The sequence below is a fragment of the Nioella nitratireducens genome (assembly GCF_001879715.1).
Classification (GTDB): domain Bacteria; phylum Pseudomonadota; class Alphaproteobacteria; order Rhodobacterales; family Rhodobacteraceae; genus Nioella; species Nioella nitratireducens.
The window spans coordinates 147,690-161,049 of record NZ_MNBW01000001.1 but is presented as its reverse complement, the minus strand read 5'-3'; the positions used below and the strand labels follow the sequence as shown (position 1 = coordinate 161,049).

Sequence of the window (13,360 nt, the reverse complement as noted above, 5' to 3'; positions counted from 1 at the left end):
TGATGGCCTACGCCTATGACGACCAGAATATCTTTGCCAAGATCCTGCGCGGCGAAATTCCGAATGATACCGTGCTGGAAACTGCGCACACGCTGGCCTTCAACGATATCGCCCCTCAGGCCCCGCATCATGTTCTTGTCATCCCCAAAGGCGCCTATGTGACCCATGACCATTTCGCCGAAGACGCGTCTGACGCCGAGATCGCGGACTTTACTCGCGTGGTGAACGAAATCTGCAAGCGCCTCGGGATTCGCCCCGGGGATGGCGGTGAGGGCTATCGCCTGATTTCGAACGCGGGCGAGGCCGGGGTGCAGGAAGTGCCGCATTACCACATGCACATCCTCAGCGGCCGCCCCCTTGGCCGGATGCTGAAAAAGGCGGATTGACCGCCGGTCTGGCGACAATTCACCGCCCGGTTGCCTTTGCGGGGCGGGGCCGCTCTGGCCTTGCCCGTCTGGGGCCAATTTGTAATATGGCCCCGTTGCAAGCCCCCTGAGAGTGCGAAGGACAGCCCCAATGACCATCGAAGCCCCCGAGACCGAAGTTGTGACCAGCTGGCGCGTGGCCTGCGATGGCGGCGAAGGGGCGCTTGGCCATCCGCGCGTGTGGCTCTCGCTCGACCGTGAAACGGGCGAGGTCGAGTGTGGCTATTGCGACAAGAAATTCATCCACGCCTCGGTTGCGGCTAAAGCCCAAGGCTGACTCTGCGCGGCGATTGGCCGATCCTGACAGGTTCCGCCGGGGCGGGCTTGCATGGACGTGCCGCTGCGTTACGTCTTTGGTATGACCAATGCACCCGATCCAACGCCCCTGCCGCATGCTGGCCGCTTCTACAGCCGTGCCGAACTGATCAGCGACGCGATTGTTCACGTCGCGGCCATCGCCCTTGCCATCGGGGCGGTGCCGGTGCTGATCACGCTGACGGCGATCTGGGAAGACGGCGCATTGGGAACGGTGGGTGTGTCTGTTTACGGCGCGACGCTGATCGGGATGCTGACGGCGTCCTTGCTTTATAACCATCTGCCGAAGCCGGAATGGCGCGATCTGTTGCTGCGGTTCGATCAATCGGCCATCTACCTCAAGATCGCGGGCACCTATACGCCTTTCGCGTTGCTGTCGGGGGCGGGGCTGACGATTCTCGCCGTGATCTGGGCGGTTGCGGTTCTGGCCACGGCGGCCAGCTTTCTTCTGCGGCGCAGACCGACATGGGCCGGGGTGGCCATCTGCCTTGCGATGGGGTGGGCGGTGCTGATCGGCGGGCGTGACCTGATCGCGATGCTGTCGACGCCGGTTCTGGTGCTGATGATCGTGGGCGGCGCGCTCTATTCCCTTGGCACGGCCTTTCTGATGCTGCCCGGACTGCGCTTTCACAATACCATCTGGCACGGTTTTGTCGTCGCCGCCTCGATCGTGTTTTTCGTGGCTGTTTTCATGCACGCAGCACAGGCTGCCTGACCCTCGCCAAAGCGCGGCCCCCACGCTAAGAAGGGGGCCACGGAAACCAAAGGCGCGGGCGGAAAATGGCATTCGGAAAAGGGCATCATCTGCATCTGGTCGACGGGTCGGCCTTCATCTTCCGGGCCTATCATGCGCTGCCGCCCCTGACGCGGAAATCGGACGGGCTGCCGATTGGTGCCGTGGCTGGATTCTGCAACATGCTGTTCAAGCAGATCGAGGCCAATACCGGCCATGATGCGCCGACCCACGTGGCGGTCATCTTCGACTATTCGGGCAAGACGTTTCGCAACGACCTGTATGATAAATACAAGGCCAACCGCCCCCCGGCCCCCGAAGATCTGGTGCCGCAGTTTCCGCTGACGCGCGATGCCACGCGCGCCTTCAACATCGCCTGTATCGAGCTGGAAAACTACGAGGCCGACGACATCATCGCCACGCTGGCCCGGCAGGCGCGCGAGGCGGGTGGCCGTTGCACCATCATCAGCTCGGACAAGGACTTGATGCAGCTTGTCGGCGGCGGCGTCGAAATGCTCGACGCGATGAAGAATGCCCGTATCGATTCCGAAGGCGTGGAGGCCAAGTTCGGGGTTCGCCCCCAGCAGGTGATCGACGTTCAGGCGCTTGCGGGCGACAGCGTCGACAACGTGCCGGGCGCGCCGGGAATCGGGGTCAAGACCGCCGCCCTGCTGATCAACGAATATGGCGATCTGGAAACGCTGTTGGATCGTGCGGAAGAAATCAAGCAACCAAAGCGCCGCCAGACCCTGATCGACTTCGCCGACCAGATCCGCCTGTCAAAGCAGCTTGTCACACTGGACGATCATACGCCGGTGGCCTGTTCGCTCGACGATCTTGAACTGCGCGAGCCAGAGCCGAAGGTGCTGCTCGACTTCCTCGCGCAGATGGAATTCCGCACGCTGACCGATCGGGTGGCAAAGCAATTGGGGATGGAGGCCCCCGCGATTCCCGACCCGGCCGCCGCCCCGGCAGATGGCGCGGGCGATCCGCCGAAGGACGTGCCCTTCGACCCCGATAGTTATGAGTGTGTCCGAGATGCCACCCGGTTGTCGGAATGGATCGCCAAGGCCCATGCCAGCGGTTATGTGGCCGTCGATACCGAGACCACCAGTCTTGACGAAATGACCGCCGATCTGGTCGGCGTCTGCCTGTCGGTAGTGCCGGGCGAGGCCTGCTATGTGCCGCTGCAACACCGCGACGGGGGCGATGACCTGTTCGGTGGAGATGCCCTTGTCGAGGGGCAGATTGGCCTGCAAGACGCGCTCGACCTGCTGAAACCGATGCTCGAAGATGCAAGCGTTCTCAAAATCGGTCAGAACATGAAATACGACGCCAAGATCTTCGCCAATTACGGCGTCGAGGTGGGGCCGATCGACGACACCATGCTGATCTCTTACGCGTTGCACGCGGGGCTGCACGGGCACGGGATGGACACGCTGTCGGACCGCTATCTCGACCACAAGCCGATCCCGATCAAGACCCTGCTCGGCAGTGGTAAATCCGCGATCACCTTCGACCGGGTCAAGATCGAAGACGCGGTGAAATATGCCGCAGAAGATGCCGATATCACCCTGCGCCTGTGGCAATGCTTCAAGCCGCAGTTGCACCGCGAAAAGGTCACGACCGTCTACGAGACGCTGGAACGCCCCTTGGTGCCGGTGCTGGCGCGAATGGAACGGCATGGCGTCAAGGTCGACCGCGAAACGCTTTCGCGCATGTCCAACGCCTTCGCTCAGAAAATGGCAGGGCTGGAGGCCGAGATCCACGAGCTTGCTGGCCACAGCTTCAATGTCGGAAGTCCCAAGCAACTGGGCGAGATCCTGTTTGACGAGATGGGTCTGGAGGGCGGCAAGAGGGGCAAGACCGGCGCCTATGCCACCGGCGCTGATGTATTGGAAGATCTGGCGGCCGAGGGGCACGACTTGCCGGCGCGGGTGCTGGATTGGCGGCAACTCAGCAAGCTCAAATCGACCTATACCGACGCTTTGCAGGAACATATCAACCCCGAGACCGGTCGCGTCCATACCTCTTACATGCAGGCCGGAGCTTCGACCGGGCGGCTTGCTTCGACCGATCCCAACCTGCAAAACATCCCCGTGCGCACCGAGGAAGGCCGCCGCATCCGCGAGGCGTTCGTCGCTGAAAAAGGCAACGTTCTGGTCAGTCTCGACTATTCCCAGATCGAACTGCGTATCCTCGCCCATATTGCGGGGATCGACCAGTTGAAACAGGCGTTCATGGAGGGGCAGGACATTCACGCGGCGACCGCGTCGGAAATGTTCAACGTGCCGCTCGACGAAATGACGCCAGAGGTGCGGCGGCAGGCCAAGGCGATCAATTTCGGGGTGATTTACGGCATCTCCGGCTTCGGCCTCGCGCGGAATCTGCGCATTCCCCGCAAGGAAGCACAAGGTTTCATCGACCGGTATTTCGAACGCTTCCCCGGCATTCGCACCTACATGGACGAGACCAAGGCCTTCGCCAAGGACCATGGTTTCGTGCAGACCCTCTTTGGCCGCAAGATCCACACGCCCGAGATCAACGCCAAGGGCCCGCGCGCCAGTTTTGCCTACAGGGCCGCGATCAACGCGCCAATTCAGGGCACCGCGGCCGACGTGATCCGGCGGGCGATGATCCGCATGGACAGCGCCATTGCCGACCTGCCCGCCAAGATGCTGCTGCAAGTGCATGACGAATTGATCTTCGAGGTCGAAGACGCCGCCGCCGAGACGCTGATCGAACGCGCCCGCGCGGTCATGGAAGGCGCGGCAGAGCCTGCGGTCAAACTGGCGGTGCCGCTGGTCGTCGATGCGGGGCAGGGGGCCAATTGGGCCGAAGCGCATTGACCATGCGCGCCCAGTCTTCCCCTTTTCTTTATTAAATACCTTGGGAAGCGCGAGGGGCGCCGACGCTCAGGCGGTTGCCATCACCTGCCCGATCCGGTGGCGCGAGGGGCGCAGAACCACACGCCCCCCGGTGACGCGGGCGTAGTCGCAGGTCAATTCCTCACCCGCAGCGATATCGCGCGCGGCGACGCCCCGCTCGGGGTTGGTCAGGTCGACATTGGGCACGTTGGCGTGGTTCATGAACCGCGCCTCATCGCAATCGAGCACGAGATAATCCGCGTCGCGGGGATGGTCATGGGTGTAGCGTTCCAGAAACTCGCGGAAATGCGCGGGAACGCGGCCAAGTTCATCCCTTTCATAGGTCACATCGAAGCGACTGTCATGGACCCGAACCAACGCCCCCTTTCGGATTGCCGTTGCGGCGAAAACGCCAAGGCCTTCGATCGAAGAGGGGCCGAGATAGCAGCGCACCATCATCATGCGGGGGCATCCTGTCATGAGGCCGGGTTGCCAGATACGGCATGTTCTTGGTCTGGGGCAACGCCCCGCGCCGGGGCAGACAGCGCGTGGGAATGCCAGCGCGCTTTTTGCGAGTCTGTCAAAGACCAACGACGGTGAAACAGAAGAAGTGATCGTGGGTGGGCCTCAGGCGGGGTAGGCGATCTCGGTGCGATAGGCCGGGCGCGCCACCCAGTCCCAGTAGATGTCCCGCGCGCGGGGTGCCAAGGGCCCCGGTTTGCCGTTGCCGAAAAGACGTTCATCGACCTGCGCAATCGGCAGGATGCCCCCGCCAGACGAGGTCAGGAATACTTCGTCCGCCGACCACAGCCGATCGAGCGGCACTGGTTCGACCCGCGTTTCCAGCCCCATTTCAGTGCAGATTTCCAGCGCGGTGCGGCGGCTGACACCTTCCAGAATGCCGGTGTCGGGGGTGCGGACGATGCCGTCTTCGATGACGAAGATGTTGAAGCCGGGGCCTTCGGTCAGGTTGCCCTGATGGTCCAGCAGAACCACGGTTTCAAAGCCATTGTCCTTGGCCTCGAACAGACCTTGGGTGAAATCGCCCCAGTGGTAATTCTTGGCGCGGGGGTTGACGCTGTCGGCAGGGATGCGGCGCACGTCCTTGGCGATCCAGAGCTTGGCGCCCGCTGCGATCACCTCGGGCCTTATCACGTGGATATAGGGCACCGCCCACGCGTAGAAATGATTGCCGCAATCGCGTGGGTCGCGGCTGCCGGGGATCATCGGCACACCCCGTGCGGCGACCATTGCGCAATAGGCGTCGCGCAGGCCCGACGCTGCAACCATCTGGTGCAGGGCCTCGGCGATTCCGGCGCGGGACAGGCCCACATCCATGCGGACCGCCGCCAGCGACTCCATGAACCTGTCCAGATAGGCATCGAGCCGGAAGAACCCGCCCGACACCACCGGCACCACGTCATAGGCGATGTCGGAATGCGTCACGCCCCAGTCGGTGACGCCGATCTTCGCCTCGGAGATGGGCAGGATTTCGCCCTTCATCCATGCGGCACCCTTGGACAGGTCAGCCATCGTATTCCCCTTTGAACCGGTCGATCAGGGGCAGGCTACGGGGGACGGTCCAGCTTGGAAAGGGGGCCTAGCTGCGGCCCTCGCGCAGCCACGCCGCCAGCATCAGGCCTGCGGCGACCAGAAGGAACAGCCATGCCGAAATCAGCGGCGTCACCGTGACATCGGTGGTCAGGTAGGCCGCGCGCGGTGTCACGCCGATCCAGCCGCGTCCCGCGGCGTTGCGGCCTTCGTTTACGCGGCGGATGTCCGGCACGCCCTCTTCCAGCCGCAAGATACCGCCTTGACGGGCATCAACCGGGGCGGCCACGTCTTCGCCGCTGGCCAGAGTTTGCTCGAACTCTCGGGGCGCGGCGGGGCCAAGCGCAATCACGGCCTCCTGATCGCCTTCGCGCAGGCGGTACAGGCCGATGTCGGGACCGGTCACCTCGGCTGTAAATCGGCCGGGGCGGTCTTGTTCCAGCGTGATCTGGTGCTCGGACCCATCGGGATAGGTCACGGTCACGCTGCCGACGCTGTCGGACAATGTCTGGCGGGTGATGAAAACGGTTTGCCCGTCGGCCTCGGCGCGCAGGGCCTCTTCCTCAAGATCCGGCTCGCCCATCATCCAGTGGGCCAGACGCCGCAGCAATTCCAGTTGCGGGCCGCCACCCTCATAACCCCGGTCCCACAGCCACGCATGATCCGAGGCCAGGAGCGCCACGCGCCCGTCCCCGACACGGTCGAGCATCAGCAAGGGGCGTCCGTCGATGCCGGTCATCACGGTCTCGCCCGACTGTTCGGTCACCTCGATCTGGCGCAACCACCGGCCCCACGGATCGTCGCTGCCCGGCAGCGGCGTGTGAGTCTGGGCAAGGCCCGCCGTCACCGGGTGGCGTTGGCCGATATCCGAGACCTCGGGCAAGAACGGCTGTTCCAACACTTGCGCGGTTGGACGGCCCGGCAGGATATCGGCCAGTGGCGTGCGGAACAACGAGGCGGCAGTGGCGTATTCCGGCCCCGTCGCCATCAACAGGGCACCGCCCCGTTCCACGTATTGCCGCACGTTGTCGAGATAGAGCATCGGCAGGATTCCGCGCCGCTGGTAGCGATCGAAGATCACGAGGTCGAACTCGTCGATCGTCTCCATGAACAGCTCGCGCGTGGGGAAGGCGATAAGGCTCAACTCGGTCACCGGCACGCCATCATTGCGATCGGGCGGGCGCAGGATGGTGAAATGCACCAGATCGACGGCAGGGTCGGATTTCAGCAGGTTGCGCCATGTGCGCTGGCCCGGATGAGGTTGCCCCGAGACCAGCAGAACCCGCAGCCGGTCGCGGACTCCGTTGATCTGCACCACGGCGGCATTGTTGCGGTCGGTCAGTTCGCCATCGGCCTCGGGCAGGTCGAATTGCAGCACGTTCATGCCCGCGTGGGGCAGCGTCAGTGGCAGGTCCATATCGCGCCCGATGGGCACCATGTAGCTTTGCGGCGGGCCCCCGTCGATGGCGATGCGCAGCTCGGCCCGGCCCGGCGTGTTGGCGGGCACCGCGCCGGAATCCTCCACCCGCAGGGTCATCACAAATTCTTCGTCCAGAATGGCGAAGGACGGGGCATTGCGGATAATCAGGCGGCGATCCCAGTCGGTGTCATGCCCGGTGATCAGGGCATGTAGCGGTGCGGGCAGATCGGGGGCCAGCCCGGTATCGTGGATGCGGCCATCGGTGACGATTACGGCCCCGGCGATCCGGTCGCGGGGTTCCTCGGCCATCAGGTCATTGAGGGCGGTCATGGCCAGTGTGCCTTGGTTATCCTCCGAGTCGCCCACGCGGGCCTCTCGCAATTCCATCCCCAGATCGGCGACATTGCGGCGAATGGCGGCGGCGGCCTCGGCGGTCTGGTCGGGGCGGTCCGACAGGCCCTGAGAGGCGCTTTCGTCCACGACCATCAATACGATGTCCGATAGCGGTGCACGCTCTTCGCTTTGCAGTGACGGGTTGGCCAATGCCGCCAACAGCGCCAAGGCCGCCAAGGCGCGAAAGGCCCACCCCGACAGCCCGCGCCAGACCTGTAGCGCCAACACCAGCAGCGCCGCCCCGGCCAGCGACCAGATCAACGCCCAAGGCAGCAGCGGATCGAAGAGAATTGCATCCACCATCGTTACTGCCCCAACCGTTCCAGCAGGGCCGGGACATGGACCTGATCTGATTTGTAATTGCCCGAAAGCACATGCATCACCAGATTGACCCCGAAGCGGTAGGCGATTTCGCGTTGGCGTTCCCCGGCAAAGCCGCGCCCGACCGGGTAGATCGGCTGGCCGACCTCGTTCACCGCCCATGCGGCGGCCCAGTCATTGCCGCCGATCACCACCGGTGTCACCCCGTCATTGAGGTTGCGGAACGGCATCCCCTCGACTTGCTCCGCATCGGGCGGCGCGGCCTCGACCCAGACATCGCGGCTGGCGAAGCGACCGGGGAAGTCCTGTAGCAGGTAGAACGAGCGGGTGAGGACATGATCGTCGGGGATCGGCTCTAACGGCGGAATGGCCAGGGGCGCGGCCAGGTCGCGCAGGCGGCGGCCATTGGGCGTCGCGGTGCCGAAGCCACCAATATCTGCATCGCGCGTGTCGAACAGGATCATCCCGCCGCCGCGCAGATAGGCGTTGAGACGGGCATAGGCGGCGTCCGAGGGTGTGGGCTGGTCGGGGCTGATCGGCCAATAAATGAGCGGGAAGAAGACCAGCTCATCCGTTTCCAGGTCGACGCCCATGGGAGCGGCCGGTTCGACCGAGGTGCGCTGCGCCAGTGTCAGGCCGAGGCCCCAAAGTCCGGCCCGAGAGGTTTCGTCCAGCCGCGCGTCGCCGGTTTCGACATAGGCAAAAGTGATCTCTGACGTGGCGAGCAGCGCCTGAATATCCTCGTCCGACAGGTCCTGCGCGTCTGCTGGGAGGGCCAGCGTCGCAGCCAACAGCAGGGCGGCGCCGGTGCCGGCCTTGCGCAGGGTGACGGACAGGCGGCCAGACAGCCAGAGCGCGGCAAGCGAGTCGATCAACAGCAGGATCAGTGCGCCGAAAAGGAACCATCGCGCAAGGTTTTGCGCCTCGCGCGTGGTCATGCCTTCCACCGTCACATCGGGCGGCCAATCGGCGGCGGCGAGCGTGGTGTCCGCGGTGACCACGTTGCGGGCGACGCGGCGGTCGGTGCCGGAATAGAGCCCCGGCAGCAAATTTGCCGACAGGGGCGCGGTGGCCAGTGCCTCGCCCGTCACGCCCGGCAACGCCCCCGCGTCGCGGCGTTGGCCGTAGCCGTCAAGCACCACCTCGGGCACCCAGGTAATGCCCTCCAGATCGCTGGCGTCAGTGGCGATTGGCCGGGTCGAAATGGCCAGCCGTTCCAGCATCTGCACGAACAGGCCGGACAGCGGCAGGGTTGACCATTCGGCATTGGCGGTGACGTGGAAGAGCACCACCTGCCCCTGCCCAAGTCGCGCGCGGGTGACCAGCGGCGTGCCATCAGCCAGCGCGGCAATGGTGCGCCCGGCCAGTTCCGGGTCCGGTTGGGCCAATACCTGGCTTGTCACCCGCACGTCGCCGGGCACGGGCAGGCCGTAAAAGGGCGAGTCCTCGTCGAACGCGCGCAGGGCCTTGGGTTCGCCCCAGCTCATGGTGCCGCCAACGCTGCGCCCGCCCTCGCGCAGGCGCACGGGCATCAGCGGATCGGCGGCATCGCGCGCCACGTCAGACCCCGCAAGGCGCGGTCCGGCAAAGCGGAGCAGCAGACCGCCACGCTCGACCCAATCCTGAAGGTTTGCCGTCTCTTCCGGGCCGAGGCGGGCGACATCGGCAAGGATGATAACGTCGGGGCTGGCAAGGATCATGTCGGGCAGGCTGACCTCGATCAGGTCCGCCGTGGGCGACAGGGCCTGACGCAGGTAATGCAGCGGCGACAGCAGATCTTGCCCCTCTTGATCCTGCGCGCCAGCGATCAGGCCCACTTGGCGGCGTTGCAGCGCGTCGTCGGTCAGGGTCACGGCGCCTGCCGTTCGCTCGCCCGCGATCTGGAAGCGGCTGATGCGGTTGCGCAGTTCCGGGGGCAGGGACAGGTCCAACTCGGCGGCGGTTTCGCCCGCCGGAATTGTCAGGGATTCTCGTGCAAGTTGCCGTTCGATCCCGGCAGGGTCGAGGCCAAAACCCTGAATGGTGATGTCATGCGCGCCCATCTGACCAAGACGACGTATCGGCACCCGGACCATCCCGTCTTCGAACCGGGGCGAGGCGAGGGCCAGCAGATCGCGGTCGCCCTGAAAAGCGGTGACAGGGCCTGCGGCCTGCAAGGCGGCAAGCAGCGTGCCACGGCTGTCACGGGCAAGGCCGTCAGAAAACCAGAAGCTCTCAACGCCCGTGTCCAGCCCTTCGGCCCATGCGGTCGCTGCCTGCATGTCGGGGGCGAAGGGGGCGGGGTCGAGATTGTCGAGCCGGGAGAGCCACGCACTGGCCGATTGGAACGGAATGTCGCCCTCGGGCGGAAGGTCTGTCAGTTGCACCAAGGCCGCGGGGCGCCCGTCGCGGCCCGCTTCCTCCAACAGGGCGCGGGCGCGGTCGATGCGAGCGGGCCAATCGCGGGCCGAGGCCCAAGAGGCATCCATCACCACCAAGAGTGGTCCGTCCGAGGGGCGCTGTTCTTGCGGGTTCAGGACGGGGCCTGCAAAGCCGATGATGACGGCGGCCACGGCCAGGACGCGGAGCAGAAGCAGCCACCACGGGGTCTTGTCCGACTGGCTGTCCTCGTCCTTGAGCCCTATGAGCAGCGCGACCCCGGGAAAGCGGCGGCGGATCGGCGCGGGCGGCACGGCGCGCAACAGCCACCACAGGATCGGCAGCGCGACAAGGGCCAGCAGCAGGAGCGGCGCGGAAAAGGCGATGGGGCCGATCATGCTGCTGCCCCTTTCTCCAACGCGCGGTAGAGCCACAGCAGCGACGGCTCGGCGGTGTCACCAGTGTGATGGCAGTGATAGCGCCAGCCGGTGCGCGCCGCGATCTTCCTCAGCGCGTCCTTTCGGGCGGCAAGCCGTTGCAGATAGGCGGCGCGCAGCCCCCCGGCCTTGAGCGTTTCGAAATGCAGCGTGCCCGCCATGCTTTCAAATACGGTGCGTCCGTCAAAGGGAAAGCGCTCTTCGTCCGGGTCCAGAACCTGCACAAGCGCCCCTTTCACACCGCGGTCCGCGGCCTGCCCGAGCGCCTGTTCCACCGGGGCAAGATCGCCGAGGAAATCGGAAAAGAACACCGCGCGCGCGCCAGCAGGCAGGATCTGCGGCGCGGGCAGGGCGTAGTCGTCTGGCCCGGTCTCTTCCATCAGGGCGGCGGCCATCCGCATCAATTGCGCCTCACCGCCCCTTGGCGGGTCGGGCATCCGGGTCAGTCCCACCCGCTCGCCGCCGCGAATGGCAAGGATGGCCAGGGCCATGGCCAGCGTCTGCGCCCGGCGCAGTTTGGCGGGCCGCGTCTTGGCGCCGGAATAGGTCATGCTTTGTCCGTCATCGACGCCGATCATCACCGATTGCGCGGCCTTCCATTCCGTCTGCCGGACGTAGAACCCATCGGCCCGCGCCGATCGCCGCCAGTCGATTGCACGTAGGGAATCCCCCGCCTCGGCGCTTCGATATTGCCAGAACTCGTCGCCGGTGCCGTGCCGTTTTCGCCCATGTTCTCCCAACAGGATCGTCGCCGCCAGATGCTGCGCATCCGCCAGAAGGGCGGGCAGGCTGCCTGCGACGCTCTCTGACCGGGAGCGAAGCGTTTCTTGGGTATGCCGCGCAGGTTCGGTCAAGCGGCGGCCTCGACCCGCGTGGTACGGGCGGTCACCTCGTCGATCACTTGGGTCAGCGAAATGCCTTCGGCGCGGGCGGCAAATGACAGGGCCATGCGGTGCATCATGACAGGGCGCGCCAGTTCCGCCACATCCTCGGGCGAGGGCGCGAGGCGGCCATCAAGAAGCGCCCGCGCCCGCACAGTCAACATAAGCGCCTGCGCGGCGCGTGGACCGGGGCCCCACGCAACATGATCGCGCACCAGATTCGGCGCTGTCGGGTCGTCGGGGCGGCAGGCGCGAATCAGATCGAGGATCATCTCGACCACGCTGTCGCCCACGGGCATCCGGCGCACGATTTCCTGCGCGTCGATCAGGGCGGCAGCATCGAAGACCTGGTGGGCCTCGGCGCGCTCGGTGCCGGTGGTGGCCAGAAGAATGCCGCGCTCGGTGTCGCGGTCGGGGTAATCCACGTCGATCCGCACGAGGAACCGGTCAAGCTGCGCCTCGGGCAGGGGATAGGTGCCCTCCTGCTCGATCGGGTTCTGCGTTGCGAGCACGTGGAAGGGCCGGGGCAGCGCATGGTGCGCGCCTGCGACGGTCACCTCCATCTCCTGCATCGCTTGCAGCAGCGCGGACTGGGTCCGCGGGCTGGCGCGGTTGATCTCGTCGGCCATCAGAAGCTGGCAAAAGATCGGGCCCTTGATGAACCGAAACGCGCGCGAGCCATCGGCGCCGGGTTCAAGAACTTCCGAGCCGAGGATATCGGCGGGCATCAGGTCAGGCGTGAACTGAATGCGCGATTCGGACAGTCCCATGACGGTGGACAGCGTATCGACCAACAGCGTCTTTCCCATCCCCGGCAGGCCCATCAACAGGGCATGCCCGCCAGACAGCATTGCCGCCAGGGCGAGGTTAACAACCTCATCCTGCCCGATGATCCGCGTGCCGATGGCAGTCTTGGCCTCGGACAGCCGCGCCCCGAGCGTTTCGATCTCGGACACGAGCTTTTCTGGGTCAGACATGGCAATACTCCGCGGATTGATTATGTTTGGCCAGTAAAGACAACTATTGCGGCAAGCTCAAACGGCAAAAGGCATGACCGGACAAAACATCGTGAAAGCCACCCCCGAAAGCCTGATGACAGCGGCAAAAGCCGCTCAAAAGGACGGCAAATTGCCGCCGGTGCATCTGTGGACCCCCGACTTCTGTGGCGATCTGGACATGGAAATCAAGCGTGACGGAACGTGGTTCTACATGGGCACGCCTATCGGACGTTACCCTCTGGTCAAATTGTTCAGCTCGATCCTGAAATTGGAGGACGGAAAATATTTTCTTGTCACCCCGGTTGAAAAAGTGGGCATCCGGGTGATCGACAAGCCCTTCGTGGCCGTCGACATGGAGGCTGCGGGCGCGGGCGAGGATCAGGTCATCACCTTTACCACCAATGTCGAGGACGTGGTGATCGCCAGCGCCGAGACCCCCATTCGGATCGTGCGCGATGACACTGGTGAACCGTCGCCCTATGTCATGGTGCGCGCCGGGATGGAGGCATTGATCGACCGCAAGACCTTTTACCGGCTGATCGACCTTGGCGAGGCGAAGGAGGTCGACGGCACCGACATGTTCGGCGTCTGGTCGTCCGGGACGTTCTTCCCCATCATCCCGGTCAGAGAGTTGGAGGGCTGAAGCCGATCTGCCGGCGCG

11 protein-coding genes are annotated in these 13,360 nt (G+C 64.8%); 5 read left to right on the top strand and 6 right to left on the bottom strand.

Annotation, left to right across the window (positions count from 1 at the left end; all coding sequences use genetic code 11):
- The first annotated feature begins 2 nt into the window (after positions 1 to 2).
- From BKY27_RS00760 to polA, 4 genes are all read left to right on the top strand, one after another.
- Positions 3 to 386 carry an HIT domain-containing protein gene (locus BKY27_RS00760; protein WP_071672505.1) on the top strand — a complete coding sequence of 128 codons (384 nt, stop codon included), beginning with the start codon at positions 3 to 5 and terminating at the stop codon, positions 384 to 386.
- Between the two features lie 130 nt (positions 387 to 516).
- Complete coding sequence (locus tag BKY27_RS00755) at positions 517 to 702, top strand: zinc-finger domain-containing protein (protein WP_071672504.1); 186 nt, start codon at positions 517 to 519, stop codon at positions 700 to 702.
- Between the two features lie 51 nt (positions 703 to 753).
- Entirely contained in the window at positions 754 to 1,455 is a 702-nt protein-coding gene (gene trhA, locus BKY27_RS00750; protein WP_233491749.1) for a PAQR family membrane homeostasis protein TrhA, read from the top strand.
- 65 nt (positions 1,456 to 1,520) lie between these two features.
- Entirely contained in the window at positions 1,521 to 4,322 is a 2,802-nt protein-coding gene (gene polA, locus BKY27_RS00745; protein WP_071672503.1) for a DNA polymerase I, read from the top strand.
- A gap of 66 nt (positions 4,323 to 4,388) precedes the next feature.
- Here the strand turns inward: polA and BKY27_RS00740 are convergent, their stop codons facing one another.
- The 6 genes from BKY27_RS00740 to BKY27_RS00715 all read right to left on the bottom strand — a co-directional run bounded on the left by BKY27_RS00740 (position 4,389) and on the right by BKY27_RS00715 (position 12,678).
- Complete coding sequence (locus BKY27_RS00740) at positions 4,389 to 4,802, bottom strand: SET domain-containing protein (protein ID WP_071672502.1); 414 nt, start codon at positions 4,800 to 4,802, stop codon at positions 4,389 to 4,391.
- A 165-nt stretch (positions 4,803 to 4,967) separates the two neighbouring features.
- The gene (locus BKY27_RS00735) at positions 4,968 to 5,873 is read right to left on the bottom strand and encodes an aminotransferase class IV (RefSeq protein WP_071672501.1); all 906 of its coding nucleotides are present in this window, start codon (positions 5,871 to 5,873) and stop codon (positions 4,968 to 4,970) included.
- Between the two features lie 67 nt (positions 5,874 to 5,940).
- Entirely contained in the window at positions 5,941 to 8,007 is a 2,067-nt protein-coding gene (locus tag BKY27_RS00730) for a hypothetical protein (RefSeq protein WP_071672500.1), read from the bottom strand.
- A gap of 2 nt (positions 8,008 to 8,009) precedes the next feature.
- Positions 8,010 to 10,781 (bottom strand): DUF4159 domain-containing protein, encoded by a 2,772-nt coding sequence (locus BKY27_RS00725; RefSeq protein ID WP_071672499.1) that lies wholly within the window; start codon positions 10,779 to 10,781, stop codon positions 8,010 to 8,012.
- Positions 10,778 to 11,674 carry a DUF58 domain-containing protein gene (locus BKY27_RS00720; protein ID WP_071672498.1) on the bottom strand — a complete coding sequence of 299 codons (897 nt, stop codon included), beginning with the start codon at positions 11,672 to 11,674 and terminating at the stop codon, positions 10,778 to 10,780. The genes BKY27_RS00725 and BKY27_RS00720 overlap by 4 nt, the downstream gene beginning before the upstream one ends.
- Positions 11,671 to 12,678, bottom strand: a complete 1,008-nt coding sequence (locus BKY27_RS00715) for an AAA family ATPase (protein ID WP_071672497.1) — start codon at positions 12,676 to 12,678, stop codon at positions 11,671 to 11,673. Before BKY27_RS00715 ends, BKY27_RS00720 begins: the two co-directional genes overlap by 4 nt.
- Positions 12,679 to 12,751: 73 nt before the next feature.
- Here BKY27_RS00715 and BKY27_RS00710 point away from each other — a divergent pair, with 73 nt between their 5' ends.
- Positions 12,752 to 13,342 carry a DUF1285 domain-containing protein gene (locus tag BKY27_RS00710; protein WP_071672496.1) on the top strand — a complete coding sequence of 197 codons (591 nt, stop codon included), beginning with the start codon at positions 12,752 to 12,754 and terminating at the stop codon, positions 13,340 to 13,342.
- Positions 13,343 to 13,360: the final 18 nt, after the last annotated feature.

Coding starts and splice junctions, on each gene's coding strand:
- BKY27_RS00760 (WP_071672505.1), top strand. CDS start 3: ATGGCCTACGCCTATGACGACCAGAATATCTTTGCCAAGATCCTGCGC.
- BKY27_RS00755 (WP_071672504.1), top strand. CDS start 517: ATGACCATCGAAGCCCCCGAGACCGAAGTTGTGACCAGCTGGCGCGTG.
- trhA (WP_233491749.1), top strand. CDS start 754: ATGGACGTGCCGCTGCGTTACGTCTTTGGTATGACCAATGCACCCGAT.
- polA (WP_071672503.1), top strand. CDS start 1,521: ATGGCATTCGGAAAAGGGCATCATCTGCATCTGGTCGACGGGTCGGCC.
- BKY27_RS00740 (WP_071672502.1), bottom strand. CDS start 4,802: ATGATGATGGTGCGCTGCTATCTCGGCCCCTCTTCGATCGAAGGCCTT.
- BKY27_RS00735 (WP_071672501.1), bottom strand. CDS start 5,873: ATGGCTGACCTGTCCAAGGGTGCCGCATGGATGAAGGGCGAAATCCTG.
- BKY27_RS00730 (WP_071672500.1), bottom strand. CDS start 8,007: ATGGTGGATGCAATTCTCTTCGATCCGCTGCTGCCTTGGGCGTTGATC.
- BKY27_RS00725 (WP_071672499.1), bottom strand. CDS start 10,781: ATGATCGGCCCCATCGCCTTTTCCGCGCCGCTCCTGCTGCTGGCCCTT.
- BKY27_RS00715 (WP_071672497.1), bottom strand. CDS start 12,678: ATGTCTGACCCAGAAAAGCTCGTGTCCGAGATCGAAACGCTCGGGGCG.
- BKY27_RS00710 (WP_071672496.1), top strand. CDS start 12,752: ATGACCGGACAAAACATCGTGAAAGCCACCCCCGAAAGCCTGATGACA.